This window comes from Pollutimonas nitritireducens, from assembly GCF_002849615.1.
GTDB classification, from domain to species: Bacteria; Pseudomonadota; Gammaproteobacteria; order Burkholderiales; family Burkholderiaceae_B; genus Pollutimonas; species Pollutimonas nitritireducens.
In genome coordinates this window covers 224,718-251,546 of the sequence record NZ_PDNV01000004.1, presented here as the reverse complement: position 1 = coordinate 251,546, position 26,829 = coordinate 224,718, and the positions used below count along the sequence as shown (strand labels likewise).

The window sequence follows — 26,829 nt, the reverse complement described above, 5'->3', positions numbered from 1 at the left end:
TTCTCATGGGCTCATCCGGAGTTGGCTCTTTCGCCTTGCAGGGGCCGGTGTTTCCAGCCGCGACGCCAATGGGAGGCCAGCGCAATGATTATCAGCGCAGCCCCCGCAAGGTTGGACACGGGACCCGGATAGACCAGCGCAAATCCGGCGGCGATCAGGAACGTACGCTCGACCGCGGTGGCGCGCACCAGCAACCACCCCTGGAACCCCACGGCGAGGGCAAAAATACCTGCAGCGGCGGTGAGGGTGACCCTTGCTATTTCCCAGGGATTGGCCATGGCCAACGCATCTGTAGAACCCATGAGCAGCAAGGCCTGGCCGCTGGGATCAAGCACGAAAACGAAGGGCACCAGGAATGCGGGTATGGTGTACTTCCAGCACTGCATGGTGGTTTTGTATGGATCGCCTCCGGTGATGGCGGAAGCGGCAAAAGGCGATAATGCCGTCGGCGGCGACACTTCGGACAGCACGGCATAGTAGAAAATGAACATGTGGGCGGCAAAATCCGGCACGCCCAGTTTGATCAAGGCCGGCGCAGTAATGACCGCGCAGATGATGTACGACGCCGTCACCGGTACAGCAAGGCCAATGACCCATACCACCAACGCGGTGTATATGGCGGTAAGCAGGAGGGAACCCCCCGCATAGTCGATCACGATGCCACTGAACTTCAGCCCCAGACCTGTCAAGGTGACCACGCCAACGATAATTCCTGCGCCAGCGCAGGTGGCACCCACGCCGAGCATTCCAACCGAACCTGCGCGCAGGGCCTGAATCAGCGGCGACTGGAAAAAATGGTGTGAGATGGACCCTTTGCCCTGGAACAGATCATAGGAAATCATTGCTGTGTCTCGACGCAGGAAACTGGTCAGGAAGGACACAACGGTGGCCCAGAATACCGAAAGCACCGGCGAAAAGCCCCACATCATGAAGACGATGATGGAAATCAGCGACAGGAAGTGGAACCAGTAGTGGCGTGTCAAATTCCATACGGTGTCCACTTTTTTGAATATCGTCTGCCCCATGCCGTATTTGCGTACATCGATTTCGACCATGAGAAATAGGGCAAGATAAAACAGGGTGGTCGGTATGACTGCCATCAGCAGCACATCCAGGTAGGATATCTTCAAGAACTCGGCAATGATGAACGCTGCGGCGCCCATGACGGGAGGTGAAATGATGGCGCCCAGGCCGCCGGCGGCCAGCAGGCCACCAGCGGCGTTGCGTTCGTAGCCGACCTTGGAGAGCATGGGCCAGGCCACGGTGCCCAGCGTAACCGTGGTTGCCACGCCTGAGCCCGACGGTCCGCCAAGCAAGAAGGACGACAGCACGACGGTCCGCCCGGCGCCGGCGGGCTTGCCTCCCATGGCAGAAAAGGAAAAATCAATATAAAACTTCCCCGCGCCCGAGAATTGCAGGAAGGCTCCGAAAATGGTGAACAGTATGATCAACGACGACGATACGTCGACCGCGACGCCGTATATGCCTTCCAGTGACATGTACATAAAACCGACGACCCGGCCGATTTCATAGCCTTTATGTGTCCAGGGTGAGGGCAGGTAGGCACCCAGGAATGCATAAAGCAGAAAACAGATCGATATGACAGGCAGAATCCATCCGATGGTGCGCCGCATACCTTCGAGCACCAGCAGGATCAGCGCCACGCCGAAGAAAATATCCCACGGATCAGGTCGGGTGTTGCGGTCGGTGAAGTCGTCGCCGCCGAGTATCAGGTACACGACAATGGCAATCGACAGTAGTGATACCAGCCAGTCCCACCACATGATGCGGTGCCGGAAACGCTTGCTGACCGGAAACAGCAAAAATGACAAAAACAGGACAAAACCCACATGCACCGGGCGCAACGTTTGGGTTGGAACAATGGCATACGCGGCAAACATATGAAACAGGGACATCACGACCGCGACAGTGGACAGGAACACGCCCAGCCAACCCTCCAGATGGTTGGCCGCGCCTTCTTCTTCTTCGATGTATTGTTCGGCCTTCAGCAACGCTTCTTTGCTTACTGCGATGTCCGGTTTCGATTCAACGATATCGCTCATGGTGGAGTCTCATAAGTGTGGTTCGGCATCTGTGTGCCGTCGTCGTCCGCAGGGGCGGGGCAAACAAAAAACCCCAGCTGATGCATCAGCTGGGGCGGTGCGCTGCGGTTAATTGAGCTTGACGCCGCGTTCTTCGAAATACTTGACGGCACCGGGGTGAAAGGGAATGGGCGACGCCGCGGCCTTTTGGTTTTCAAGCTTGAACTCGGCGGTGTCTTTATGCACCGCGATCAGGTCGTCCCTGCTTTCAAAGATCGTCTTGACGATGTTGTAGGCAGTCTGGTCGTCCATCTTCTCGCTGCCGACCAGGATGTTCATGACTGTCGCCTGTTTGTTGTCGGTGTCCATGCCCCGGTAGGTCGCTTTGGGAATCACGTCCTGAATATACAGATTGCCGTATTTCTCGTTCATGCTCGGCACCAGATCGGCGTTGTCAATCAGCTTGATTTTGGTGCCGGGTGTGTTGGCCAGATCTGTGACGGCGGCAGTGGGCAAGCCTCCCACCCAGAAGAAAGCATCTATTTTGTTGTCTTTGACGCCATTGACCGACTCGGCCACGCTGAGGCGCTCCCGCTTTACGTCCTTGTCTTTGTCCAGACCGGCCGCCTCGAGCTGGCGGAACGCCATGACTTCGGTGGCGCTCCCGGGCGCGCCGGTTGAAATGTGTTTGCCCTTGAGGTCAGTAAAGCTGTTGATGCCACGTCCTTCCACCGTTACAACGTGCATACGGTTGGGATAGAGAATCATCAGTGTGCGCAGAGGTACTTTTTGACCTTTGAACTTATTTTCGCCCTTGTACGCGTCTTGGGCGGCATCGGACATGCTAAGTCCGATGTACGACGCGTCGCCATCGATGAGTTTCAGGTTGTCGACCGAACCGCCCGTGACCTCTGCCGTCGCTTGCATGCCCGGTACTTTTTTTGAAAGCACGGAAGCAATGCCGCCGCCGATCGGATAATAGACGCCACCTGTACCACCCGTGGCGATAGAAATATTTTCCGCCATGGCTGGCTGCAACGCCACCAGTGGAAGGCACAGCATCAATGCGAACCGCTTTACCGAGATTTTCATTTTTGTCTCCTCCTGCGTTAGCTGTCGGTATGTGGCGCCATCATGGGCAACACGTTTTTATAAAGGCGACCCGCTCAGACCGGGTGCCTCCGATACGGGTGTAACCTGCAAGGCCGTAGACGTCAATTGGCGTTTATAGGGAGCCACAGTGCGCCAGCATCAGGGGCGAAACACTGTGGCCGCTTTGGCCAGGCAGCTATGATTGAAGCCGGGCATACTCGTTGCTGTCTTAATTTCTTCAAGGAGCTGCCTATGACCCGAAACTCGATGGTGCCCCGTTCAACCCGACAGCGATGGCCGCTGCTTATCGCGGCGGCTGTTGCGATCGCGGCGTTGTCCGCCTGTGCCAGCAACACTGCAAGGAATCCACCCCTGACGACGCAATCGGATGTCGACCTCGAGCGCTATGCCGGGGTCTGGTACGAGCAGGCACGACTGCCGAACCGCTTTCAGAAATCGTGCGTGGGTGAAGTACAGGCCACGTATACAGTGTTGCCCGATAGCAGGATCCGCGTGATCAACCAATGCCGTAGCGGGGATGGCGGTACGAAATTGGCCGAGGGCCTGGGCCGCCTTGCGCAGGATGGATCCGATGCGGATCCTGCGCGACTGAAGGTCCGGTTCGCACCCAGCTGGCTTTCGTGGCTGCCAGCGGTATGGGGCGACTACTGGATAATCCGACTGGAAGGAGATTATCAGTATTCACTGGTGGGAACACCTGATCGGAAGTATCTTTGGGTACTTAGCCGAGATAAGGCAGCGGATGCGACCAGGGTTGACGCGCTGCTCGACCACGCGAAAACCTTGGGATTTCCTGTGGGGCAGGTGGTGAGAACTTCGCAGAACTGACTCATCAGCCGGGGCTGAAGACTGCCAATAACGCGTATGTCAAAACGTGGCGGGTTTCGCGACCATCAGGTAGAAGACGGCCACGAAGGCGAAAAATGCCGGGATGCCCAGTGCCACCCACATTCGGAAGTAATGCCAGTAAGCCGCTGGCAAGGTGGTCGCATTGGAAGCGGCGGCTTGCGCCAGATCGCGCAGCTTCATCTGAATGGCCACGACCGGCAGCCAGCACGCCACGGCAACGACATACAGGACAATGGACCATTTAAGCCAGCTCGCAGACCATGGGTAGCCCGCGAGTTTCACCAGCCAATAGCCGGTGAGCGGTTGGGCGACGACCGTGGTGGCGGTGAAGAGCCAGTCGGCGATGACGACGATACGTGCAACAATGGCAACGGCGCGGGGTTCACGAGTCAGGCTGGTCATGAGCAAGTAGAAGGCGCTGCCTATTCCAGTGCCGAACAAGAGGGTCGAAGTGAGCACATGCAGCCATTTTGCGATCAGGTATTCCATCAGCGCTCGTCCAGTTCGTAGAGGATCCACAAGGCGGCCAAAAATGGCAGGTTCTTCAACACCGGCCCATAAGGATGTAGCCAGAACTCCGGCAGCTTCCATGAAATGATGACCGTGTACCCGAGAACCAGGGCGGCTTGACCGGCCCAAAGCCATCGTGATCGCTTGGGCAGCAGTGTCAGAATGCCAAGCGCAATATCGAGTGCTGCGGCGCCATACAGAAATAAAGGCATCAGCGGTTCGGGCATCCCCGTACGCGCCAGGAGCGCGTAGCTGGACTCGACCGGATATATGCCTAGCGACACAACGCCAGTGCCCAACCAGACCAGCCCAATGCTGACACGCAGGATGGGCAGCAGCCATCGCGATCTCGCCTGGATACCAGCAGGGCGCGCATAAGCCGGTGGTACGAACTGGCTTGCGGGTCGCGGAAGGCGACCCAGCAAAGAGTTGATCTCATCAGGTGGCGCCGTGTTGCCTCGCTCCAGCATGTCCAGCGTGTCGATGTCCAGGAAACCGCCCGGCAATCGGCTTCCAACGCGGGCAATAAGCCGCATAACGGGCATGGGAACTGCCAGGAAGTGCGCACGCCGCTTTATCCCCATGGCGTTGCGCAAGGTGCTGTAGAAGTCTCGGAGGGTGATGGGCGTTGGCCCCACCATCGCAATGCGGCGTGAACCACCCTGTGTAGACTCGATAAGCGCATGTAATGCCTGGACGAGATCGTCGATGTGCACCGGCTGAATCAATTGGCGCCCGCCGCCCGGCAGCATGGTCAACGGACTGCTGGCGAACAATTCGAACAAGGCGGCGCTGGCGCCCCCGGGCCCGTACACCAGCGAAGGCTGGACGACGCTGGCTCGAAGCGGCAGGCGTAGCAAAAATTCATCGGCGGCCTTTTTGCTCAAGTGGTAGCCGCTACGTGCATTTTCATCGGCACCCAGGGCCGATATCTGTACGATATGTTTCACGCCGGCCTCGGCCGCCGCCGAAAACAACGCTGTGGGGGCTGCCCTATGGATCAGATCGAAAGTTCGTGTCGGCGATTCTCGCAGGATTCCAACGGTGTTGACCACCACGTCCACACCATCGAGCGCCACGCTCCAGGCTCCTGGTGTGATAGCGTTGTTGAAATCTATCCTGACGTAGGAAATATTTGGATGACTTGGCGATGCAGGCGGCGTGCGAACGGCGCAAACCACGCTGTGGCCCGCGTATAAAAGGGCGGTGACGAGGTTTCGCCCGATGAATCCGGAAGCTCCCGTGAGTAATATTTTCAAATTGGCCTCGTCTCATTGAGTCGAACAGTCCGTGGCACGGAAGGTTCGTAAATTGCTATTCCAGGTTGAAGCGTTCCTGGCCAGGAGTCAGATATGAAATCAATCGTAAAACTGTTGAAGCGGGCGATGGTATCCGGCTCTTATGCGAGCCTGGGTTCCAGTGTGGCATTGCTGGCAGGCGGAGTGCGAGACACCCGCAGCGCCATCGCTCCGGTGAATGCGGTCAGCCACTGGCTATGGAAAGACAAGGCCCTGCGTCAGCATAAGGCGAGCCTGCGCTACAGCCTTGCCGGCTACGCCATTCATCATGCCGCCTCGATATTCTGGGCTGTCTTCTATGAAAAGCTGGCACTCAGGCACGGGAGGGCGTCCACGAAGACGCAGGCTATCACCGATGCGCTGACAGTCTCAGCACTTGCATGTGCCGTCGACATGCAATGCACCCCCGAGCGCCTTACCCCCGGATTCGAGCGCAAGCTGAGCAAAAAATCCCTCTTTGTCGTCTACGTTGCCTTTGGAGTTGGGTTGGCGTTGCATACCTTGCTGGACCGCAAGGTGGATTGACGGCCAGGGATGACGTGAATCCGTGGCCGATTGTCCTCCTCACTCGCTGCGGGACCGTAAATTGCTAATTGCGAGACACAATCCTTTTAGCGACAGGAGAGACCGATGAACCTACGTACAGCAGTCATCAGTACCTTTGCCTATGGCTCCATGACACTATGCGGCGCACTCATGGCGCAGGCGGCGCCCACCACTCCGGCACCGGCAGGTCAAAGCGCGGCCGCACAGCTCGACGACAACGATGAGGACTTCCTGGAATCCGCAGCACAGTCCGGGTTTACGGAAATCCAGGGAAGCAAGCTGGCGCAAGACAAGGCCACCGATGCCGACGTAAAGGCATTTGCCGAGAAAATGATCGCCGATCACACCAAGGTGGGCAAGGAGCTTGAAACGCTGGCCAGGAGCAAGGGTTATACGCTGCCTACGGAACCGTCGCTGGTCCAAAGGACTAAGCTGAAGGCCTTGAGCGCAATGGACGATTCCTTCGATAAACGCTATGTGAATCAGATCGGCGTAGCCGCCCACGAGGATGCCGTGGAACTGTTCCAGGAAGCTTCGGCTGAAGCAAAGGATCCGGAGATCAAGGCCTTTGCAGCCGAGAAGCTGCCCGCGCTCCAGGAGCATCTGGAAATGGCCAGGACATTGAAACAGAAAGTGGACCCTGCCAAGTAAGGAGCTCTCATGACAGACGATACTAGCGATGCTGCCGACAGGACGGCCCAAAAACAGCGCGGCATCCAGGATGAACAGGACCAACGGGATGCGGCGAAACAGAAGAAAGGGGAACCATCGGACGAGAACAGCGTGTCCCAGGCTGGGGCACGCGATTATCCAGTTCCACCCTTGCCAGCGCAGCACCTTGAAAAACCAGGACGTGAACAGGATCTCGATCTGAAGCCGAGATTTCTGGCTGAGGCCTATAAAGGCAGCGGCAAGCTTGATGGACTATCGGCGATCATCACAGGAGGAGATTCGGGCATAGGCCGTGCCGTCGCCGTGCTATTTGCGCGCGAGGGCGCCGACGTAGCGATCGTGTACTTGAACGAACACGAGGACGCCAGGGACACCTGCCGTCATGTCGAGGCTGAAGGCAAACAGTGCATCCTGATTCCGGGCGATGTGAAAGATCCTGCGTTTTGTCGCGACGCGGTGGAAAAGACGGTAGGCGCCTTTGGCAAGATCGATATTCTGGTAAATAATGCGGCATTCCAGGAACACGCGGATTCCCTGCTTGACATCACCGATGAGCGCTTCGATGAAACCATGCGCACTAATGTGTATGGCTATTTCTATATGGCACGCGCGGTATTGCCCCATCTCAAGGAGGGCTCGTCGATAATCAATACGGGGTCCGTCACCGGCTTGCAAGGACAGGGTCAACTGCTGGATTATTCGACCACAAAAGGGGCGATCCATGCTTTTACGATGTCGCTGGCTTCGAATCTTGCAAAGCAGGGGATACGGGTCAATGCGGTGGCTCCGGGTCCCGTATGGACACCGCTGAACCCGGCCGACAAGCCGGCCGAAAAACTTCCATCGTTCGGCGCTAAGACCGCGCTGGGTCGGCCGGCCCAGCCAGAAGAATTGTCGCCTGCCTATGTATTCCTGGCCTCGCCGGTATGTTCTAGCTACATCACCGGGATGGTGCTCCCCATAACAGGCAGTCCCGGTTTTTGAGTGACCCGCCACACGGTATTGCCCACGTCGTCCGCAACCAGGAGTGCCCCATCACGGTCGACGACCACGCCGACAGGCCGGCCTTGGGCCTCTCCATTCTCGTTCAGGAAGCCCGTGAGTACGTCAGCGGGCAGTCCTGAGGGACGTCCTTTGGAAAATGGGATGAAAACGACTTTATACCCGCTATGGGGCTTGCGGTTCCAGGAGCCGTGCTGTCCTATGAACGCGCCGCCCCAATAGCGCTCAGGCAGCAGCCGGTCCTGGTAGAAGGTCAGTCCAAGCGAAGCCGTATGATTGCCAAGCGCGTAATCCGGTTTGATCGCTCTGGCTACCTGCGCGGGATCAGAAGGACGTACCCGCGGATCGACATGGTTGCCATAATAGCTATAGGGCCACCCATAGAATCCGCCAGGTTTCACCGAAGTCAGGTAATCGGGCACCAGATCGCTACCTATTTCATCGCGCTCGTTGACCACCGTCCATAGCACCCCGGTCACTGGTTCCCAGGCCATGCCGACGGGGTTCCTCAGGCCGGAGGCAAATACTTTCGACACCCCGCTGATCGCATCGACTTCCAGAATCGCGGCGCGACGCTCCTCGTTAGCCATGCCGTTTTCCCCGACATTGCTGTTCGACCCCACGGCGACATACAGCTTGGTGCCGTCGGGGCTGGCAATAACGTTTTTAGTCCAGTGATGATTGATCGGACCTCCCGGCAAATCAGTGACTCTCACGCCTGGTTCGTTGATTTTGAGGGTGCCAGGAGTATACGGAAAGCGCAGCAGTGCGTCAGTGTTGGCGATATACAGGAAGTCACCGACCAGTTCCATCCCGAATGGCGAGCTCAGGCCCTCCAGGAACGAACTGCGTACTTCGGCGATTCCATCGCCATTCGCATCACGCAGCAGGGTGATGCGATCCGGGCTCACAGTACGAGATCCTGCATACTTCATCACACGATCCATGATACGGGCGCGTATGCCTCTGTTCTTCTCTGGCTTCGACGGCGCGTCGGATTCCGCGACGAGCACGTCGCCATTGGGGAGGACATAGAGCCAGCGAGGGTGTTGCAGGTCGCCGGCAAAGCGTTGTACGGCCAATCCGGGCGCAGGCGTCGGTGCCGCTGACGGTGGCCAGCCTATTGCTTTTGCAACATGTACCGTGGGAATTTTCTGTCGGCGTGGCTCCGGAAGCTGTGGGTCCGGCCCGTAAGCAGCACTTTCGGGCAGTTTCGACATATCGGCGCACCCGGTAAGACTGAGTATCGAGGCGAGTAGGGGCGCGCGAAAACCAATGGGACGACGCATTGTGTCTCCTTGGGAGGTGGTCGGTCATGTGCCATGAACGCGAGCATGTGCCATGCCCGCGGCCAAGAGATTCATAGCTTTGATCTGTGGCGGCGGGCTGTGCAACAATGACTGATTGAATGTCGTTGGCTTCCATCCCTGGGCGGGATGCTGGCCCCAATGTCAAGACAGCCATGGCACATAAACAGATCATGACAGTGACAAACAAACCTGCGCCTGCCGCGCCGGGACCTTTACCGTTTCCGGTTGTAGGGCTGGGTGCCTCGGCGGGCGGACTCGAATCGCTGCTGCGGTTTTTTGAGAATATGCCTGCCGATTGCGGCATGGCGTTCGTCGTGATTCTGCATTTGTCGCCCCGACACGAGAGCAACGTAGACCAAATCATTCAACGGGTCACGAGCATGCCTGTGCTGGAGGTGGCTGCTCCTGCCGCGATAGAAAAGAATCACATTTATGTAATTTCCCCTGCGCTGAACCTGGAAATGGTGGACGGCCATCTCCAGGTCAATGCGGCAGACCGCCCCCCCCAGCGACAGGTTGCCATCGACTTGTTTTTCCGCACATTGGCTGATGCGCACAAAGCTCGTGCTGTTGCGATCGTATTGTCCGGTACCGGTGCGGATGGCGCGGTGGGCATGGCCCGTGTAAAAGAGCAAGGCGGACTGACCATCGCACAGCTGCCCGAAGACGCCGAATTCGATGGCATGCCGCAAAGCGCTATCGACCATGGCGTGGTCGATTTCGTCATGCCCGCGGTCGAAATGCCGCAGAAACTGCTTGAATTATGGAGGAATGCACAACGTATCGAATTGCCATGTGAAGACAAGGTCGCAGATATTTCCCGCTTGCCCACATCCCAGGAAAAGGCTGGGGAAGCCGAAGCCGCCCTGGCCAAAGTGCTGAAGCTGCTGGCCGAACGTAGCGGCCATAACTTCCAATACTACAAGCGCGCCACGGTGCTAAGACGGATTGAGCGCCGGATGCAGGTCACGGCGGTCAGCGATCTGCCCGGCTACCTGGCACTCCTTGAACGGCAGCACAGCGAAACTGCGCCGTTACTCGCCGATATGCTCATCGGCGTGACCAATTTCTTCCGTGATCGCGAGGCGTTCGAAGCGCTCGAGCGCGAAGTCGTGCCGCTCTTGTTCCAGCAGGCCGCCGACGAGCAAAGTGATATCCGAATCTGGGTCCCGGCCTGTTCGACAGGCGAAGAGGCTTATTCGCTGGCCATCGTATTGGCCGCCGAAGCCAAACTGCGAAGCACCGCAGTCAGGACGCAGGTTTTTGCAACAGATGTCGACGACCATGCGATTTCCATGGCACGCAAAGGACTTTACGATGCAACCATTGTCACGGATGTTCCCCCGGCTTATTTGCGCCAATATTTCATTAAAGAAGGATCGCGTTATGGAATTGTAAAGAGCATCCGTGAGAGCATACTGTTTGCTCCGCATAATGTGCTTCGTGATCCGCCTTTTTCCCGCCTGCGGTTGATTGCATGCCGAAATTTGCTTATTTACCTGGATCGCCACGCGCAGCGCGAGGTGCTGAAAGTCTTTCACTCGGTGTTGAGGCCCGGCGGGTACTTGTTCCTTGGCTCGTCTGAAACGCCGGACGCCGCCGAAGGTCTATTTACTGTCGTGGACAAGAAGAATCGTATCTATCGGAGTACGCCAACCGCAGCGACGGTGAGTCCGGCCTTCTATACGGCAAAGCAAGGTTCCCTGACCACGGCATCCCATGCCGTGGTGCCAGCACGCGTCATTCACGACAGGAGCCACTCCTATTCGGGTGCGCATCAACGCGCCTTGGATCTCTACGGCCCCCCCAGCATCCTGATCGACCCGGCTTTCCAGATAGTGCACCTGTCGCATGCGGCAGGCCGATTCCTGCGTCAGGCAGGGGGTGTTCCTTCGTATAACGTGCTCGCCCTGGTTCATTCGAGATTGCGGGCGGATCTTCGTATGGCGGTGTTGGAAGCGCTCAAGACCCGGGAACCGACACATACTCGCACCCTACAGATCCGGCAGGATGAAAAGAACGTAAACATAAGAATAGTGGTGCAGCCTTTCAAGGACGCGGAATGGAACAAGCAATTGGTGTTGCTGATTTTTGATGAAAACGAAGTGTCGGCAACCGGGGTTGCGGTCGAGTCCCCGAACGAGCTTCACAATAAGGCCTTGCAGGCGCTGGAACAAGAGGTGCAGGTTCTTGCCGAGCAGCTTCAGCAAACGGTCGAGAGTTCCGAGACGTCTACTGAAGAATTGAAAGCCTCGAACGAGGAGCTCCAGGCAATGAATGAAGAGTTGCGATCGGCGACCGAAGAGCTGGAAACCAGCAAGGAAGAGCTGCAGTCGATGAACGAAGAGCTCACCACAGTTAATGATGAGCTCAAGTCCAAGGTCATTGAAACCGTCAAGATAAACGACGATCTTCAAAATCTCATATCATCCAGCGATATCGTGACCATCTTTGTCGATCGGAACATGCGGATCAAGTGGTTCACGCCGAAAGCGACCACGCTGTTCAACCTTATCCAGGCGGATATCGGTCGCTCACTGATGGATATTACTCATCGGCTCGAGTATCCGCGCTTAATGGCCGATGCGGCCCATGCGTTCGACACCCTGCGTCTGGTTGAACGGGAAGTTCACAGTGTCGACGGCCGCAGCTATCTTGCCCGTATCCTTCCATACCGGACCGCCGAAGATAGAATAGACGGTGCGGTAGTGAACTTTGTCGACATCACTGAATTGCGGCGTGCGCAAGCACGCCTGCGCGATAGCAAGGAGCGTATACGCCTGCTGGTTGACAGCACAACGGAGTTCGCCTTTATCACGATGGACACGGCGGGCCGGATAACGGACTGGAACCATGCGGCGGAACTCATGTTTGGCTACGAGGCATCACAGGCGTTGGGGCAGCCGTCCGAGATCATTTTCACCCCTGAAGACCGTGCTTCCGGTGTCCCGCAGGAAGAGCTGCGTAAGGCACGCGAGGAGGGACGGGCCGCCGACGAACGCTGGCATATCCGTAAAGACGGCTCGCGTTTTTATTGCAGCGGGGTCGTCCATCCCCTGCTTGACGGCAAGTTGATCGGATATGCAAAAATTGCGCGCGACCTCACCAACGAACGGTTGCAGCGAGACGAACAGCAAACCCATCTTCAGCAAACCCAGGCATCGAATATGTTGAAGGATGAGTTCATTGCAGTCATGTCCCACGAACTGCGTCATCCCCTGAACCTGATCCAGCTGAATGCCGACCTGCTTTCGCGCTCCCCCGGAGTGCTTGCCACGAAAAATGCCGTCAAGGCCGTTGATTCCATACGCCGGTCCGTGAGCAGCCAGGCGCAGATCATTGCCGATCTTCTTGACCTTTCCCGGGTGAAAACCGGCAAGCTCACTTTGAATCGAAGTTTGATTAGTCTGGCCGACATTGTCACCTCGGCTGTGGAAGCGATGCAGCCGCAGGCTCGCGATAGTCAGATCACGCTGGTAATCGAAGGTGTGGATCAAGACGCGATCTTCAACATCGAAGGCGATGTCACCCGTATAGAGCAGATTGTGTGGAATTTGCTGAATAACGCCTTGAAATTCACGCCAAGTGGAGGCACCGTAACGGTGACGCTGAGCCATGAGGATGGCTGTTGGGTTCGTTTGGACGTGCATGATACCGGCATCGGCATCGCGAAGGAGTTTCTCGACAGCATCTTCGACATGTTCAAGCAGGTCAATCGGCAGCACAACGAAACGCGTGCCCGGTCAGGGCTGGGCATTGGACTTGCTCTCGTAGATCAGCTGGCCAATGCGCACGGAGGTCGCGTGGCCGCGGCATCGGAAGGCGAAGGGCGCGGGTCGACCTTCAGTCTGTGGTTGCCGCTACGCAGGCAGGAAGCCCGCTCGGCAGCAGTTGGCGGCGCGCCGCAGAAGCACAGCCTGCAGGGTATGCGCATTCTGTTGGCGGATGACTCGGAAGAAATATTGGATGTGCTTAGTGCCTTATGCGAAATGCGCGGCGCGATCGTAACGACCGCAAGCGATGGCTCGAAGGCGCTGGCACTTTTGCATAGCGGCGATTTCGATGTGCTAGTGTCTGATCTGGGCATGCCTAATATGGATGGCTATACATTGTTGGCGAGCCTGCGTAGAAGCGCCCGCAACGCGGATGTGCCGGCGATTGCATTAACAGGATATGGGCAAAGTGAAAAGGCGCGTGCGGTCGGTTTTACCGACCAATTGTGCAAACCGGTACCCATGGATGAGTTGATCTCCAAGCTTGGAGCCATACACAAGCGGAGATCTTGATCAGAAAAAGTCAAGGATTACGCAGTGATGACTTCTCCAACGCAAGAGCCAGGCAATGAAACGGACTTGGTGCAGCATGCACTGCGCGCCGCAGGCGTAGGATGCTGGGATCTCGACTTGGCAACGGGCAGCCTCTGGCGGTCGCCTGAGTGCGACAGGATATGGGGCAGTACTCGTGCCGACCGCAGGGCACCTCTGAATGTTCTTCTCGCCCGCATCATTCCCGATGACCGCGATTCGGTGGCCGCGGCATTCGAACAAGCACCCTCACAGGGGATGATCGCGCTCGAAAAGCGCATACAACGGGTGGATGACGATACCATACGCTGGATCAGATTGACGGGCCAGGCTTATTATCGCGCCGAGCAACTCGCCGGTATTGCTGGTGTTGTGGCGGACGTAACTCCCGAACATCTTGCCCGTGAAAAACTGCGCCACACGGAAAAAATGCAATCGCTGGGCCATATGGCCCGTGAGGTCGCCCACGATTTCAATAACCTTCTGATGGTGATCGGAGCCAGCCTTGAAATGCTCAGCGAGCATATTGACGGTGAGCGGGCGAATCGGCTTTTTTCCGCAATGAGCCATGGCGTGGAACGTGGTGTCGCGCTGACCCATCATCTCATGGACTTTTCCCAACCCGCGGAGGCCGAAATGAAAGTGGTCGGCATAGACCAGCTTATGGCTTCTGCTAAGCTTGACCTCATAAGCCATGCCGGTGACCGGGTTGTTGTCACGATTCCACCTGCGCCATCGGCGTGGTGTTATTGCGTCGATCCTGACCAGTTGGTCACGGCAATGACAAATATTATTGATAATGCGCGCGAAGCCATGTCTCAAGGCGGACGCGTCATTATTTCAACGACTGTCCAGGACCTGGATCACGCCAGTGCCGCCAATTTTGGTGTCCGGGCGGGCGCTTACGTAGGCATTTCGTTTGACGATGACGGAATAGGAATCCCGCCAGATCTGATCCCACGGGTCTTCGAGCCTTTGTTTTCCACAAAGCAGGACAAGAAGGGGCACGGCTTCGGGCTTAGCCAGGCTTATGCCATGGCCAGTAGTTCGGGCGGGTTCGTGACGATTGAAAGCCAGCAGCAACGTGGCACTACGGTCACCATCCATCTTCCACTTGCCAGTCCGGTGCCGCACTGATCATCGTCTTGTCCCTGCAAGAACGCAACACGTTGGCCGAGAACGCTACGACTTGCGCGCCGGATGGCGCGTGAACGAGCCGGCGCCCGACCTATGGCCGCTGTTCGACGTCGGCCTCGGTGATCCCTGTCTGGTTCACGCCATGCCCAGGCATATCAGGTTGTAGTGCGGCTTCCCGCTCCAGTAACTGGCGTTTGCGGTCCACACCCCAGCGATATCCCGACAAGCTTCCGTCGCGCCGCACCACACGGTGGCACGGAATGGCGACCGCCAGCCGGTTCGCGCCGCAGGCGCTGGCCACTGCGCGCACGGCTGTCGGCATCCCGATGCGCGACGCTATTTCTGTATAGGTGGCGGTCGTGCCAGCGGGAATCTCGAGCAGAGCCTGCCAGACGCGCTGCTGGAATGCAGTGCCTCGCACGTCCAGCGGTAAATTTAGTCCGACGCAAGGAGACTCAACGAAGCCGACGACTTCTGCGATAAGCCGTTCAAAATCGGCATCGCCTCCGACCAGGGTGGCCCGGGGGAACTGGTCTTGCAGATCTCGAACCAGCCGGTCCGGATCGTCGCCCATCAAAATGGCGCAGACGCCTCTTGCGCTCTGAGCGACCAGTATGGATCCCAGCGAACATTCGCCGACGGCGAAGCGAATCTGCGTGTTGACACCGCCGGCGCGATAATCTTTTGGCCGCATACCCAGCATTCGATCTGAAGCTTCGTAGAAGCGGCTGTTTGATCCGAAGCCGGCATCGTAGATGGCATCAGTGATGGAACCTGGCTGGGTTAGCGTCGACCGCAACCTTGCGGCGCGATGGGCGTCGGCATAACCTTTGGGAGTCAGGCCGGTTTCGGCCTTGAAGACACGGTGGAAGTGAGGCGGGCTCATGTCGGCGCGTGCGGCCAGGTCGGCCAGGGTCGGCATGTTGTACGCGGTTTCGATATACCTGCACGCGTCCGCCACCAGCTTGGCGCGCCGGGCTGCCATTGCCGTGTGATCCGGCGATGCGCGGCGACTGGGGCGGTACCCCGCCGCTGCGGCGGCCTGCGGCGTGCTGAAGAACTCAACATTGGCAGGGTGGGGATGCCGTGACGAACTGCTGGGATGGCAATACACGCCAGTGGTCTTGACCGCATAGACGAAATTCCCGTCGGCAGCGGGATCGCGAGCCTGGACGGCAGCCCAGCGGGGGTCCTGCTCAACGGTGTTGGCCGCACTGCGGTCGGAGTGAGGTTGAACAATCATGGCTATTTACCTCCAGGGCGGATGATGGCTCCACTGTAGTTGTTGCAGCCAACGCACACACTCCGGCTCTTGCGATCAAACTCGAAAACTTTCTTCGAGCGCCATCCCAACGTCAAGGACTTGGCGATCATGCATGGCCGTGCCAACGATCATCAGGCCTACCGGGGCGGAGCCCGTGGGATGGCAAGGTATGGAAAGCGCGCATCCGTCCAGGAAGTTGATCAGGGTGGGGTTGCGCAGAATCAGGCCATTTGCCGCAAAATAGGCTTCGTCCGATGCCTGCAGGGCCTGGATCGCTGGGGCGACAATGGGCGAAGTCGGCATCAGCAAGGCATCGTAGTGTGTCAGGCGTGATTCCACTGACGCGATCCATTTCTGGCGAATCTGCAGCAGCTGGATATAGTCGGCGCTCGACATGTCCTTGCCCCGCTTAATGCGCGAGGCGACGCGTGGGTCATACTGGTCGGCATGCCGTTCAAGCAGTTCCTTGTGCCATGCCCAGGCCTCCGCGCATACGAATCCGCCCAGGCGGTTGATGTGGGCCAGCTGTTCGAATTCCGGTAATTCGATGGTGTCGATTCGTGCTCCCCGGCTTTGTATGGTTCGTAGAGCCTTTTCGAATACCCCGCGAACATGATCGTCGGCCCCGTCGAGTATGACCGAAGATGGCACTCCGAAGCGAAGTTGCGACATTTCCGGCGCGACCGGTGCCGTATAAGCCCGGCCCGACAGGATGGCGTCGAGTATGGCGCAACACGTTACTGACGCGGCCAGGGGACCAATGGAATCCAGACTGGTCGACAAAGGGATGGCGCCGTCGGCGGGCACGCGGCGCGCGGTGGGCTTGAAGCCCGCCAGTCCGCAAAAGGCCGAGGGTATGCGCACGGAACCTCCTGTGTCGGTGCCCACTGCCGCGACGCACATGCCGTCCGCCACTGACACGCCCGCGCCGGATGACGAACCACCGGGTATCCGGCCTGTTTCGCGGTCCCAGGGGCTGCTGGGCGTACCGTAGTGTGGATTGATGCCCAGGCCCGAGAAGGCAAATTCCGTCATATTGGTCTTACCCACGATAACGGCGCCCGCATTGATCAAGCGCTGGACGATAACCGCGTTATGCTGTGCCGGGTCCATGTCTTTGAGCACTACCGAACCAGCCATAGTGGTTTTTCCCTGCACGTCGAACAAGTCCTTGACCGAAATGGGCAGTCCATCTATGGCGGAACGCACAATGCCGGCCGCGCGCAGGGTGTCGGCAGCCTGCGCGGTTGCCATCGCTTGTTCGCCATAGGTGTCGGTAAAGGCGCGGCGGCCCTCGCCCTCAGGCGCGGCAATGCGTTGGAGCGCTGCCTTGGTCAGTTCGACTGAACTTGTGGCGCCGGTGGCGAGAAGTCGTTGGAGTTCAAGGATGGTGGCTGGCATAAGTTCTCTTGTGGGGGCTTTCAGGCGACTTCCGGAAGGATGCTTGCGGTATAGCGGTGCTTGATGCTGCGTTCAAGGCGGGGGTCGAAAAGTTCCATGGTGAACGTTGGCGCATGCCTGATTTTACCAATCACGCCCACAGTGCCGCAGGCCATGCCATTATGCTCGGGTATCTGTGCGTTTCCGAAGTAACCCTGCAGCAGATCCAGGGGGGGTTGTAATAAAGCCAGCGGTCCTTCCTGATACAACACCTTTGCTCCGTCTTCTTCAATCCAGGATCGCAGTACCAGTTCGTCCCAATGGTCGGCGACTTCATCGTAGGCCCAGGCGACGTCAGCCACCGGCTTGACGCATAACTGCTTCGAGAGTGCGACGCTGTGGGCTTCCAGCTTGCGGTCGGTGTGATCCGACACCATGCTTACCAGAGCTTGACCGTTGTGCGAGAAAATGAACACCTCTGCCTCACCGGACGAGCCGTCGCCGACCACTTCAACGTTCGTATCCTGCGTAAGCTGGTTGGCTGCGATCCGGTAGTACAGGGGTACGGCGCTGGGACGGGGAACACCCAGCTCGGCCAACTCTTCGATATGGTGTTCAATGGCGTCCTTATCGCGACCGGCCCAGCCGGCCACGATGAAGGAGTTGATGTTGACATCGACCGTACTTGTCTGGTCGGATTGGATAAGCTGGAAGGAAAGTTTCATGGCAGAGCTCGTAAATGAGTTGATACAAAAAGCGCATGGCGGCCGGGCATGATCGGGTGCCCCGCCTTTTTTAACTGAATACCCTGGGAAGCCAGAGCGCAAGATCCGGTAGCCAGGCCAGTATGCCCACCATGCCAAGCAGCATAAGCACGAAGGGCAGGCTGCCAAGCATCACGTCGTTCATGCTGCCGCTTGTACGCAAGCTCTGGACGACGAAAAGATTCAGGCCGACTGGGGGAGTAATCAGGGCAGCCTCGACCAAGATGATGATGACGATGCCCAACCATACCGGATCGAACCCCATGGTGATCATGATCGGGGTGACGATAGGAATAGTGGTGATCATCATCGACAGGGTTTCCATGAAACAGCCCAACACCAGGTAGAACACGACCAGGATCAACAACATGGTCATGGGCGTGACATCAAGGCCAGAGATTGTGCTGGTGATGGCATTGGTGAGTCCGGTTGCCGACATGATGAAATTCAGGAACGCGGCACCGACCACAATAAGCATGATCATTGCCGTCGACTTCATGGTGCCTTCCAGGACCTCGCGCATCATGGGCAGCGTCAAGCGGCGCATGCTGGCAGCGAGAATCAGCGCGCCGACGACACCCAGGGCGGCCGCTTCGGTCGGCGTGGCAATTCCTGCGTAGATCGACCCTACCACCAGTATGAAAATTCCCAGGGGCGGCAGCAAATGAACCAGGCTGGCAAGGCGCTGTGCCCAGGTTGCCGAGATTTTTTCACCGCCCCATCTGGGCTTGGCCATGCAGGCCAGCGCAATGACAAGCATGAACAGCGCCGCCATCAGCAATCCCGGGACGATCCCGGCCAGATATAGCCTTGGCACCGAGGTATTGGTCAGCACACCGTAGATGATCAGATTGATTGAAGGGGGGATAAGGATGCCGAGTGTCCCGCCCGCGGCGAGGCTGCCCAGGAAAAGGGATTCGTTATATCCTTTTTTCGCGATCTGTGGAATGGCCACTGTGCCAACGGTTGCGGCGGTGGCGACGCTGGATCCCGATGTGGCTGCGAACAAGGCACTGGCGCCGATATTGGCATGCATAAGCCCCCCCGGAAGCCACGACAGCCAGAGACTCATCGCGTTGTACATGCGTTCTGCCAGCCCGGATCGCAGCAGGATTTCTCCGAGCATGACGAACAGGGGTATGGCCACCAGGAGGAACTCATTGCTGGTGCTCCACGAGACTTCCCCCAAGGCGCGCGTCAGCGGCAGCATGGAATAGAGCGGGTCCAGGATCAAGCCCAGTATGCCCAGGGCGGCGCCCACGGGGATGCTGATACCGATAAGAACCAACAAGAGCACAAGAGATGTCGTGATCATTGCATTTCTCCGTGCACCATGCGCTTGCCGGTTTCGGCCTCTTCGACAGCCTCTTCCTGCGTACTGCGTATGCCGCAAATATTCCTTACCGTCGTGATGTCACCTGTGACCAAGGCCACGGATGATCGCGCAAGCATGAGCACCAGCACGATGCAAAGCCATGCCAGCCCTGCCACCCAAAGCGTTTGCGGTATCCACAAGGGGGTCGCCATGACTGTATTGGCCGTGGCTCCGCGGTCCCACGATGTCATGGCGACTTCGCCGGCATAGCGGGTGAGAAACACGATGAATACCGCCAGCGCCACCAGCGCCACCCAATCGAGCAGCGCACACAAACGGATAGGAAGCAGTTGATACAAGGCGTCGATGCGGATGTTTGCGCGCTGCAATGTGGCGAATGCCAAAGCCCAGGAAATGCTTATGGCGAAAGCATAGCCGGAGAGCTCATCCGAGCCGCCCAATGAAAGTTCGAAGAATTTGCGGGTTATGACGTCGGCAGTGATATAAAGCGCACTCACCAGTGTGAGGCCGCCAGCTACCCAGATGGCTGCGCGCGACAATGAGTTTGCCACGCGCAGAAGCCGGTCCAGTATGTGATCGCGTTCTTGTGTTGTCATAATGATCGCCCATTAGGAAAGCATGGCTGTCGCCGGTATGGCGACAGCCTATGGGATAAACGCCTACTTGGCCGCAACAATATCCAGTTTCTTCCCGATCGTGCTGTTGAAATCTTTGACGCATTCTTCGGAACAGCGCGCCGCCCATTTGGGTATTACGGTTTCCACGGTGATCTTTTTCAGAAGCTCGCGGTCGGCTTCGCTGGGTTGTACCAGCTTCATCTTGCCTTTCACCGCTTGCGAGCAGGCAGCCGCACCTGTGTTGCAGTCATAGCCTTCCTGCGTTTCCCTGGCTGCAGCGTCCCAGATTTTGTCGGTCATGAACTTGATGTTGGTTTGGAGGAAATCCTGAACCTTGGGATCCAGCTTGTTCCAATACGCCAGGTTGGCGGCATGGATCTGCTGGTTCCAGTTGATCGGCAGGGAATACAAGTGTGTGGCCACTTCATACCATTTTGCGGAATAGCCCGACATGGATCCTGTAATGGCGCAGTCCACGACTCCATTTTGCAACGCGGGGACAACCTCACCAAAGGCGATTGTCACGCTTGTGCCGCCCAGTGCCTGGACGAATTCAGCCGTGGTGCGGCTGCTAGTGCGGACTTTCTTACCCTTGATGTCCGAGAGGCCCGAAATGTCGGCGTTGCAAAACAGAACCTGGGCCGGATAAGTTGAGAAGCCCAGGACCTTGATGTTGTTCTTTTCGTAGAATTTTTCGTAAACCGGCTGGAAAGCCTCGGTAATCTCGCGGGCCACCTTTACGTCGGGGGCCAGCCCGGCCAGATCGATGGCTTCGTTGATCGGATTATCACTGGCAAAGTAAGCCAGCGTAGCCGTCCCGATGGGAATGACTCCTTGGCCTATCAGTCGCAGGATTTCCGGACCTTTCAGTCCCATCTCGTTGAATCCCTTGATGGTGGCGGTGACTTTTCCGTTCGAGAGCTCCGGGACCGTTTTGGTCCAGAAGGGCTGCTCGGCATTCTGGTAAGCCGTCAGATTACTCAGGCCTCCGACGACCTGTAACTGGGTCGCTGGAAGATTATCGACCTTTTGTTGGGACATGGCAGTAGGGCCCGCCATTAAAGTGCCGACGGCCAGCGTTGAAAGAAGTAAACGTTTCATAAGAGATCTCCTGAGTATCGACCAAGGGAAAAGGAACCGTATCCACTGTTGTATGGACGTCGGGAAAAGCGGCACTATCCAAACCAAATTTGTTAACAGGCCCAGCCTGCCGGTAATGCGTTAGAAGGAAGCCAGGCGAGCGTTACTGATATCGGTGATCAGCATGTGGCCGGGGGCATGCGTAATGCTGAATTCGGGTTTGACCGTCTGTATGATGGATTGCGGAGTCACGCCGCACGCCCAGAACACCGGTATTTCGCCTTCGTGTATCGTTACTGGGTCGCCATAGTCGGGTCGATTGATGTCGCGGATGCCTATCAGCGTGGGATCGCCCAGGTGAACAGGAGCACCGTGCACGGATGGAAACCGTGATGTTATCTGTATGGCCCGGATGGCGTCAGCAGCCGGCATGGGGCGCATCGACACGACTAATGGACCATGCAGGCGTTTGGTTCCGTTCGTGGCGATATTCGTACGGTACATGGGAACGTTCGTGGATTGGCTGATATGGCGAACGTCGATGCCGTCGACGAGCAGCGCTTCTTCAAACGAGAACGAGCAACCGATCAGGAAAGTGACGAGGTCGTCCCGCCACAGATCCATCAGGCTGGAAGGCTCGGACGCCAGTTTTCCGTCACGCCAGACGCGATACTTTGGTACGTCCTGGCGAACATCGATGCTCTCTCCCATTGATGGGACGGTGGCCTGGCCCGCTTCGGTAACCGCGAGCAAGGGGCAGGGCTTCGGGTTGCGTTGGCAGAACAACAGGAACTCATTGGCAAGGTCTTGAGGCAGGATCATAAGATTGGCTTGCACACAGCCTGGCGCCAGGCCAGCGGTGGGCCCTGTATGTGTGCCAAGACGTATGGCTGCGCGGCAGCGTTGAGCGTCTGACGCAAGCGTTTTTTGACCGTTCTCGAGAGGTTGCATTGGAAGCTCCACCAGCGTGGTTGTACAGCTTCGAATTGCATACTATCTTACGTCCGCTGTCCAATAGAAATCCAGCATGTGGGCCGATAAGGTTTACTTATGGCTGCCCTTGCCGGCTCTTGCAATACGTTGCGCAAGCAGGGCAACGGTGCGAACCGTATGGTCGTCCGATGACGACATCCACCGGGCATAAAAGCGTAGCGTGTCGGGCGCGTTTTCGACATCCAGCACGCACAGCTTGCCTTGTGCTATTTCTTCGGAAATCACGGCGGGCGCAATGACGCTCGGTCCGATTCCCCTGCACGTCATCTGAACAATCGTGCTCAAGGAACCACAACCATAGATTCGGGGCGCCCTGATGCCGGCTTGCGTCAGCAAGGTCTTGACCGATTGGTACGGGAGGCTGGCCGAAGGGTAGGTGATGACCGGATGCTTGCCCAATTCGGTGACCGACACCCTCCTGCCATGCAGTTTCAAGGCGGGGCTGGCCACCCAGGCAAGCTCGTAATCGCATAAGTGCAGGGATTCTTCTTTCCCGTCATGCGACTCGCCCACAAGCAAGGCGAGATCGATTTGATGGGCAGCCAGCTGGCTGCTGAGTACATGGGTTGTGTCCACGTGTATTTCGACAACCAGAGCGGGGTATTTTTGATGCAGCGCTTCAATGAGGTGGTGCAGCCACGTTTGCACTAGCGTTTCGGCGGAACCCAGGCGCAATGTGCCGCGTACCGCGTTTTGGGCCTTGGCTACCGTAAGCATCTCGTTGCGCAAGGCAAGCATGCGCCGGGCATGGGACAGCAGCTCCTGACCCTTCTCTGTCAGCTTTATACCGCGTGCGCCCCGTTCGAACAGTCGAACGGCCATGGCGGCTTCCATCGCCGCTATCCGTTGCGAAATCGCGGGTTGGCTGGTATTGAGTTTTTCCGCAGCGGCACGAAAGCTGCCTAATTCCGCAACCCAGACGAAGGCGTCAATTTGCTTGAAATCCATTGAATTATTGATTGGCCCTGCCCCTCCACAAATTCATTGCCAGGCTGCTTTGTGTACTCACGACCTCAGTCGAATTTCAGGATATCGAATGTGAGGCGGTTTTGCTCGTCGCGCGAGACGCTATACCCCAGACGCTCATTGATGGAATTATCGGGATTGAACGTCAGGACAACCGGCTTGATCTCTTCAATCTCTTTTTCTGTGACATACGCGGAATTGCAGATGATGACCTCATCGCCGCGCTGGCAGGTGCGCGCCGCGGCACCGTTCAGTATGCAGCAGCGGGACCCGCGCAGGCCGTAGATGACATAGGTGCTGATGCGGGCGCCGGAGTTCTTGTTCCAGATGTCCACGAACTCCATGGGCAGGATGCCCGCGGCTTCGCAGTGGTCGGGGTCCAGGGTGATGGAGCCATGATATTCCAGGTCGGCACCGGTGACACGGATCCCGTGCAGCTTGCCGCGGACAACTTTTCTCACTTTCGTTTCTCTATGGGGATACAGGCGGGTATTGTAGTTATTTTTGAGTCATCCGCCTTGCTCGTGCCACGCGCGCTGGGCGGACGCATGAAGAAAGGACCAGGCCACGTAGCGGCTTTTTTTCTGACCCTGTGCCATTTCCACAGTCCGCACGAATGGAGCGCCGACTTTCTTGAGATCGCGTAAGACCGCTGGAAGGTTGCTTTCTTTGGATACCAGAGTGCTGAACCAGTAGACTTGATCATGCACCTCACGACTTTCCTGAATCAGTCGTCGTATGAAGAGAGCTTCGCCGCCCTCGCACCAAAGTTCAGTGCCCAGGCCGCCAAAATTCGATGACTGCGGCTTATTTCCAGGACGTGTTTTTCCCAGGCCTCGCCATTTGCGTTCAGAGCTGTTCTGGGCGTCGTAGGCCGAGGCGTGGAAGGGCGGGTTGCACATGGTAAGGTCGAATCGCTCACCGGCATTCACCACACCCGCCAATATATGGTCGGCGGTCTTTTGACGCCGTAATTCGATGGCATCGTCAAGTTGGTGATTGGAAGCTATGATGGATTTGGCTGATGCCAGCGCTACGGGGTCGATATCCGAACCGACGAATCGCCAGCCGTACTCCGCATGACCGATGAGCGGATAGATGGCATTGGCGCCGACACCGATGTCCAGTACGCGCACTCTTGGGCCGCGAGGTATGCAACCGGCGTTGCTGTCTGCCAGCAAATCAGCCAGGTAATGGATATAGTCGGCGCGGCCAGGAATGGGCGGGCATAGATATCCCTTGGGTATGTCCCAGTGGCCAACGCCATAATGCGCTTTCAGCAGCGCTCGATTCAAGGCCAGGACCGCGGCGGGGTCTGCAAAGTCTATGCTGGGCTCGCCAATCGCGGTTGCGATGACGAAGGCGGACAACTGTGGGCTATTGGCGGTCAACACGCCAAAATCGTATCGACCCTGGTGGCGATTGCGGGGATGTAGCAAGGCGGCTCGGGGATAATAAGGTTCATAAAAAAAGCCCGCTCGAAAGCGGGCTTTGACCAACCTAGTTATATTTAGATAACTTGGATGTTCTTGGCTTGTGGGCCTTTTTGGCCTTCAGCTGCTTCGTAAGAAACACGTTGGTTTTCTTCGAGCGACTTGTAACCTGTGCCGACGATGTCGGTGTGGTGAGCAAACAAATCTTTGCCACCGGCTTCAGGCGTAATAAAGCCGAAGCCCTTTTCGTTGTTGAACCATTTAACAATACCAGTTTCTGTTGCCATTTCTTGCGATCCCTAAAAAGACGAGCGACATGCTCTGCAAAAGACTGTCAAGGCGTGGAGATATGAGCAAAAAAGTACAGTTTTTTCTGGTACTGGTTTGTGCTAACTTCAACGAACTTGAAAACCTAAGCAGGAATGTAATCCCTTCGGAGCATAATGTCTACTCGGAAAAGCTACTTTTCGTTATCAAGTCGTAAAATTTACAACGGTCTCGGCTTTAATCGTTATTCATACGGATTCATCACTCTTTCCAAGGCCGGCATAAGGCTTGGCTTTACAAGGGTTTCAGGTGTGATTTCACGCCAGTGCCTCCCGGACTTCATCATCGCTGACCTGGGGAAAGTCCTGATACCACAATCCCACCGCTCGAAATATTTCCGGCGTGGCCAGGCAGATCACATCGTCCGCCTCTTGCCGGATCATTTCGCACGTTTCGCTGGCAGCTACAGGCACGGCGACCACAACGGCCCGAGCCAGACGCCGTTTGACGCTGGCGATGGCGGCACGCATGGTTGATCCCGTGGCCAGGCCATCATCCACCAGTATCACGGTGCGACCTTCTATAGTGCTGGAGGGCTCGCGGCGATAGAGTGCTTCCCGCCTGGCCAGTTCCTTTCGCTCCCTGGCCATCACCGCATCAAGGGCTTGCGCGCTGACACCCATGGTCTGTATGACTTCGTCATCCAGCACGGTGACACCGCCGCTGGCGATAGCTCCCATGGCGTATTCAGGCTGTTTCGGCAGGCCGAGCTTACGTACGAGCAAGACATCAAGGGGTGCACGCAGCAGGCTGGCCACTTCACGAGCAACCGGTACACCGCCACGGGCCAGTCCAAGAACCAATATATCGTCACGCCGAGCGTCGCCACGCCGAGCGTCGCCACGCCGGGCGAAATGATCGACCAATGCCAGACCCAATTGGCGGCCCGCGTCTTTACGATCTTTGAAAAGTGCGCGCATAGGCGAACCTCTATGACTTGGTGCATATGCCGGCGCAAGCGGCCGTGCTGGGCCAGCGTGGTGCATGGCCGTGGTTTCCGGAGGTGCCGCAAGCCATGGGACTCATGCGGCGCCATTGGAGCTTTCGCTTGCGCAGACATAAAGGATAGCACTGCATGCCACACTTTACTTCGGTTCGCCAGCCGCGTGCCGTGCGCGCAATTGCTCGTCCGGCAATCCGCGCGAGTCCGCTACGGTAGACCATGCGGTTGATTTCCGTCTTTATTCCCCAGCCGGTCAGCGATACGCTGTCGGTTAATGGCCAGGGCTTCTTTCGTAGGTGCCCAGTCTCCCCACAATTCAGCGGGAATGTCGGCATGGGACTCTTGCAGCGATGCGGTGAAGTTGGGCGTGTAACCTCGACGCTGCATCTCACTCACCAGTTCGGTGTGACGCCGTGCCAGGTAGCCCAGACGTGTGTAGAAAAACAGAACGTGGCCTTTTCCGAGCGTGTACAAGTCAATTTTCTTGATGTCTTTACGCTCAGCCGCCTTTCTTGCAAGCGCGAACACGCGCGGCAATTCCCGGTATTCCGCAATAAGATGCTCGCGGCTAAGCTCTTCGACAGGAACGCAATTGATCCGCGTCATGGTGTATTCCTATTCGCGATGAAGACGTCTTTTTTATGGACGGCGGCACGAGCCGCTATTGCGTGATCGATATGGATTGAGTCCGGTGCCTAGTGGGGCAGAGGGCTTGTGCATCTTGCCGCGCCTACCTTGCTCCATAATCGGTCGTGCAATGGCAGCAACAGGACGTTGCAAATCGGTTCGAGGACGGCGGCCATCCCGCCAGTCGCCAATGAGCCGGTAAATGCATAGGTGACGCCAAAGGCGACCGACATGTGCAGCATGACCTGGCTGGTCTTTTGAGCGACTATAAACATGAGAAACTCCACAATCAACTAAGCTTTGATGATAATGATTA

The 26,829-nt window shown here is 57.3% G+C and carries 25 protein-coding genes; 6 read left to right on the top strand and 19 right to left on the bottom strand.

Annotated features, from left to right (window positions below):
- Positions 1 to 11: 11 nt before the first annotated feature.
- Complete coding sequence (locus CR155_RS07485) at positions 12 to 2,063, bottom strand: TRAP transporter permease (RefSeq protein WP_102069369.1); 2,052 nt, start codon at positions 2,061 to 2,063, stop codon at positions 12 to 14.
- Positions 2,064 to 2,171: 108 nt separating this feature from the next.
- Positions 2,172 to 3,134: a TAXI family TRAP transporter solute-binding subunit gene (locus tag CR155_RS07480; protein ID WP_102069368.1), complete on the bottom strand. Its 963-nt coding sequence runs from the start codon at positions 3,132 to 3,134 to the stop codon at positions 2,172 to 2,174.
- Positions 3,135 to 3,386: 252 nt separating this feature from the next.
- Here CR155_RS07480 and CR155_RS07475 point away from each other — a divergent pair, with 252 nt between their 5' ends.
- Positions 3,387 to 3,983: a lipocalin family protein gene (locus tag CR155_RS07475; RefSeq protein WP_233214002.1), complete on the top strand. Its 597-nt coding sequence runs from the start codon at positions 3,387 to 3,389 to the stop codon at positions 3,981 to 3,983.
- Between the two features lie 39 nt (positions 3,984 to 4,022).
- Here the strand turns inward: CR155_RS07475 and CR155_RS07470 are convergent, their stop codons facing one another.
- Positions 4,023 to 4,493 carry a DUF2269 family protein gene (locus CR155_RS07470; protein ID WP_102069367.1) on the bottom strand — a complete coding sequence of 157 codons (471 nt, stop codon included), beginning with the start codon at positions 4,491 to 4,493 and terminating at the stop codon, positions 4,023 to 4,025.
- Positions 4,493 to 5,773, bottom strand: a complete 1,281-nt coding sequence (locus CR155_RS07465; RefSeq protein WP_102069366.1) for an SDR family oxidoreductase — start codon at positions 5,771 to 5,773, stop codon at positions 4,493 to 4,495. Before CR155_RS07465 ends, CR155_RS07470 begins: the two co-directional genes overlap by 1 nt.
- A 93-nt stretch (positions 5,774 to 5,866) precedes the next feature.
- Between CR155_RS07465 and CR155_RS07460 the strand changes: the two genes are divergently transcribed.
- The 3 genes from CR155_RS07460 (at position 5,867) to CR155_RS07450 (ending at position 8,014) form a co-directional block, all read left to right on the top strand.
- Positions 5,867 to 6,337 (top strand): hypothetical protein, encoded by a 471-nt coding sequence (locus CR155_RS07460; RefSeq protein ID WP_102069365.1) that lies wholly within the window; start codon positions 5,867 to 5,869, stop codon positions 6,335 to 6,337.
- Positions 6,338 to 6,442: 105 nt separating this feature from the next.
- Positions 6,443 to 7,009 carry a DUF4142 domain-containing protein gene (locus CR155_RS07455; RefSeq protein ID WP_102069364.1) on the top strand — a complete coding sequence of 189 codons (567 nt, stop codon included), beginning with the start codon at positions 6,443 to 6,445 and terminating at the stop codon, positions 7,007 to 7,009.
- 9 nt (positions 7,010 to 7,018) lie between these two features.
- Positions 7,019 to 8,014 (top strand): SDR family oxidoreductase, encoded by a 996-nt coding sequence (locus CR155_RS07450; RefSeq protein WP_102069363.1) that lies wholly within the window; start codon positions 7,019 to 7,021, stop codon positions 8,012 to 8,014.
- Here CR155_RS07450 and CR155_RS07445 read toward each other — a convergent pair.
- On the bottom strand, positions 7,966 to 9,321 hold the full coding sequence (locus CR155_RS07445) for a PQQ-dependent sugar dehydrogenase (protein ID WP_102069362.1): 1,356 nt from the start codon (positions 9,319 to 9,321) through the stop codon (positions 7,966 to 7,968). The genes CR155_RS07450 and CR155_RS07445 overlap by 49 nt on opposite strands.
- Positions 9,322 to 9,440: 119 nt before the next feature.
- Between CR155_RS07445 and CR155_RS07440 the strand changes: the two genes are divergently transcribed.
- Together CR155_RS07440 and CR155_RS07435 are read left to right on the top strand one after the other, a co-directional pair.
- A complete protein-coding gene (locus CR155_RS07440) occupies positions 9,441 to 13,628 on the top strand; it encodes a CheR family methyltransferase (RefSeq protein ID WP_233214001.1) in 4,188 nt (1,395 codons plus the stop codon).
- A 27-nt stretch (positions 13,629 to 13,655) separates the two neighbouring features.
- The gene (locus CR155_RS07435) at positions 13,656 to 14,783 is read left to right on the top strand and encodes a two-component system sensor histidine kinase NtrB (protein WP_102069361.1); all 1,128 of its coding nucleotides are present in this window, start codon (positions 13,656 to 13,658) and stop codon (positions 14,781 to 14,783) included.
- A 91-nt stretch (positions 14,784 to 14,874) separates the two neighbouring features.
- Here the strand turns inward: CR155_RS07435 and ada are convergent, their stop codons facing one another.
- The 14 genes from ada to CR155_RS07365 all read right to left on the bottom strand — a co-directional run bounded on the left by ada (position 14,875) and on the right by CR155_RS07365 (position 26,788).
- Complete coding sequence (gene ada, locus CR155_RS07430; protein WP_102069360.1) at positions 14,875 to 16,026, bottom strand: bifunctional DNA-binding transcriptional regulator/O6-methylguanine-DNA methyltransferase Ada; 1,152 nt, start codon at positions 16,024 to 16,026, stop codon at positions 14,875 to 14,877.
- A 75-nt stretch (positions 16,027 to 16,101) separates the two neighbouring features.
- Positions 16,102 to 17,448: an amidase gene (locus tag CR155_RS07425; protein ID WP_102069359.1), complete on the bottom strand. Its 1,347-nt coding sequence runs from the start codon at positions 17,446 to 17,448 to the stop codon at positions 16,102 to 16,104.
- A 20-nt stretch (positions 17,449 to 17,468) separates the two neighbouring features.
- A complete protein-coding gene (locus tag CR155_RS07420; RefSeq protein WP_102069358.1) occupies positions 17,469 to 18,152 on the bottom strand; it encodes a DUF2848 domain-containing protein in 684 nt (227 codons plus the stop codon).
- A gap of 70 nt (positions 18,153 to 18,222) precedes the next feature.
- The gene (locus tag CR155_RS07415) at positions 18,223 to 19,506 is read right to left on the bottom strand and encodes a TRAP transporter large permease (protein ID WP_102069357.1); all 1,284 of its coding nucleotides are present in this window, start codon (positions 19,504 to 19,506) and stop codon (positions 18,223 to 18,225) included.
- A complete protein-coding gene (locus CR155_RS07410) occupies positions 19,503 to 20,123 on the bottom strand; it encodes a TRAP transporter small permease subunit (RefSeq protein WP_102069356.1) in 621 nt (206 codons plus the stop codon). The genes CR155_RS07415 and CR155_RS07410 overlap by 4 nt, the downstream gene beginning before the upstream one ends.
- A gap of 63 nt (positions 20,124 to 20,186) precedes the next feature.
- A complete protein-coding gene (locus tag CR155_RS07405; RefSeq protein ID WP_233214038.1) occupies positions 20,187 to 21,203 on the bottom strand; it encodes a TRAP transporter substrate-binding protein in 1,017 nt (338 codons plus the stop codon).
- Between the two features lie 162 nt (positions 21,204 to 21,365).
- Entirely contained in the window at positions 21,366 to 22,175 is an 810-nt protein-coding gene (locus CR155_RS07400; RefSeq protein ID WP_102069354.1) for a putative hydro-lyase, read from the bottom strand.
- A gap of 93 nt (positions 22,176 to 22,268) precedes the next feature.
- Positions 22,269 to 23,165: a LysR family transcriptional regulator gene (locus CR155_RS07395; RefSeq protein ID WP_102069353.1), complete on the bottom strand. Its 897-nt coding sequence runs from the start codon at positions 23,163 to 23,165 to the stop codon at positions 22,269 to 22,271.
- A 65-nt stretch (positions 23,166 to 23,230) separates the two neighbouring features.
- Complete coding sequence (panD, locus tag CR155_RS07390; RefSeq protein ID WP_102069352.1) at positions 23,231 to 23,644, bottom strand: aspartate 1-decarboxylase; 414 nt, start codon at positions 23,642 to 23,644, stop codon at positions 23,231 to 23,233.
- Between the two features lie 48 nt (positions 23,645 to 23,692).
- The gene (gene rlmF / locus CR155_RS07385; RefSeq protein ID WP_233213999.1) at positions 23,693 to 24,622 is read right to left on the bottom strand and encodes a 23S rRNA (adenine(1618)-N(6))-methyltransferase RlmF; all 930 of its coding nucleotides are present in this window, start codon (positions 24,620 to 24,622) and stop codon (positions 23,693 to 23,695) included.
- 71 nt (positions 24,623 to 24,693) lie between these two features.
- Positions 24,694 to 24,903, bottom strand: coding sequence for a cold-shock protein (locus tag CR155_RS07380; RefSeq protein ID WP_073102334.1), 210 nt, complete (start codon positions 24,901 to 24,903; stop codon positions 24,694 to 24,696).
- Positions 24,904 to 25,200: 297 nt separating this feature from the next.
- Positions 25,201 to 25,863, bottom strand: coding sequence for a phosphoribosyltransferase (locus tag CR155_RS07375; protein WP_102069350.1), 663 nt, complete (start codon positions 25,861 to 25,863; stop codon positions 25,201 to 25,203).
- A gap of 230 nt (positions 25,864 to 26,093) precedes the next feature.
- On the bottom strand, positions 26,094 to 26,492 hold the full coding sequence (locus CR155_RS07370; protein WP_102069349.1) for a pyrimidine dimer DNA glycosylase/endonuclease V: 399 nt from the start codon (positions 26,490 to 26,492) through the stop codon (positions 26,094 to 26,096).
- Between the two features lie 89 nt (positions 26,493 to 26,581).
- A complete protein-coding gene (locus CR155_RS07365) occupies positions 26,582 to 26,788 on the bottom strand; it encodes a DUF2061 domain-containing protein (RefSeq protein ID WP_102069348.1) in 207 nt (68 codons plus the stop codon).
- Between the last annotated feature and the right edge of the window lie 41 nt (positions 26,789 to 26,829).

What these genes read in the sequence shown, in the direction of transcription:
- CR155_RS07485 (WP_102069369.1), bottom strand. Translation starts at nt 2,063, where the DNA reads ATGAGCGATATCGTTGAATCGAAACCGGACATCGCAGTAAGCAAAGAA.
- CR155_RS07480 (WP_102069368.1), bottom strand. Translation starts at nt 3,134, where the DNA reads ATGAAAATCTCGGTAAAGCGGTTCGCATTGATGCTGTGCCTTCCACTG.
- CR155_RS07475 (WP_233214002.1), top strand. Translation starts at nt 3,387, where the DNA reads ATGACCCGAAACTCGATGGTGCCCCGTTCAACCCGACAGCGATGGCCG.
- CR155_RS07470 (WP_102069367.1), bottom strand. Translation starts at nt 4,493, where the DNA reads ATGGAATACCTGATCGCAAAATGGCTGCATGTGCTCACTTCGACCCTC.
- CR155_RS07460 (WP_102069365.1), top strand. Translation starts at nt 5,867, where the DNA reads ATGAAATCAATCGTAAAACTGTTGAAGCGGGCGATGGTATCCGGCTCT.
- CR155_RS07455 (WP_102069364.1), top strand. Translation starts at nt 6,443, where the DNA reads ATGAACCTACGTACAGCAGTCATCAGTACCTTTGCCTATGGCTCCATG.
- CR155_RS07450 (WP_102069363.1), top strand. Translation starts at nt 7,019, where the DNA reads ATGACAGACGATACTAGCGATGCTGCCGACAGGACGGCCCAAAAACAG.
- CR155_RS07445 (WP_102069362.1), bottom strand. Translation starts at nt 9,321, where the DNA reads ATGCGTCGTCCCATTGGTTTTCGCGCGCCCCTACTCGCCTCGATACTC.
- CR155_RS07440 (WP_233214001.1), top strand. Translation starts at nt 9,441, where the DNA reads ATGTCGTTGGCTTCCATCCCTGGGCGGGATGCTGGCCCCAATGTCAAG.
- CR155_RS07435 (WP_102069361.1), top strand. Translation starts at nt 13,656, where the DNA reads ATGACTTCTCCAACGCAAGAGCCAGGCAATGAAACGGACTTGGTGCAG.
- ada (WP_102069360.1), bottom strand. Translation starts at nt 16,026, where the DNA reads ATGATTGTTCAACCTCACTCCGACCGCAGTGCGGCCAACACCGTTGAG.
- CR155_RS07425 (WP_102069359.1), bottom strand. Translation starts at nt 17,448, where the DNA reads ATGCCAGCCACCATCCTTGAACTCCAACGACTTCTCGCCACCGGCGCC.
- CR155_RS07420 (WP_102069358.1), bottom strand. Translation starts at nt 18,152, where the DNA reads ATGAAACTTTCCTTCCAGCTTATCCAATCCGACCAGACAAGTACGGTC.
- CR155_RS07415 (WP_102069357.1), bottom strand. Translation starts at nt 19,506, where the DNA reads ATGATCACGACATCTCTTGTGCTCTTGTTGGTTCTTATCGGTATCAGC.
- CR155_RS07410 (WP_102069356.1), bottom strand. Translation starts at nt 20,123, where the DNA reads ATGACAACACAAGAACGCGATCACATACTGGACCGGCTTCTGCGCGTG.
- CR155_RS07405 (WP_233214038.1), bottom strand. Translation starts at nt 21,203, where the DNA reads ATGGCGGGCCCTACTGCCATGTCCCAACAAAAGGTCGATAATCTTCCA.
- CR155_RS07400 (WP_102069354.1), bottom strand. Translation starts at nt 22,175, where the DNA reads ATGCAACCTCTCGAGAACGGTCAAAAAACGCTTGCGTCAGACGCTCAA.
- CR155_RS07395 (WP_102069353.1), bottom strand. Translation starts at nt 23,165, where the DNA reads ATGGATTTCAAGCAAATTGACGCCTTCGTCTGGGTTGCGGAATTAGGC.
- CR155_RS07380 (WP_073102334.1), bottom strand. Translation starts at nt 24,903, where the DNA reads ATGGCAACAGAAACTGGTATTGTTAAATGGTTCAACAACGAAAAGGGC.
- CR155_RS07375 (WP_102069350.1), bottom strand. Translation starts at nt 25,863, where the DNA reads ATGCGCGCACTTTTCAAAGATCGTAAAGACGCGGGCCGCCAATTGGGT.
- CR155_RS07370 (WP_102069349.1), bottom strand. Translation starts at nt 26,492, where the DNA reads ATGACGCGGATCAATTGCGTTCCTGTCGAAGAGCTTAGCCGCGAGCAT.
- CR155_RS07365 (WP_102069348.1), bottom strand. Translation starts at nt 26,788, where the DNA reads ATGTTTATAGTCGCTCAAAAGACCAGCCAGGTCATGCTGCACATGTCG.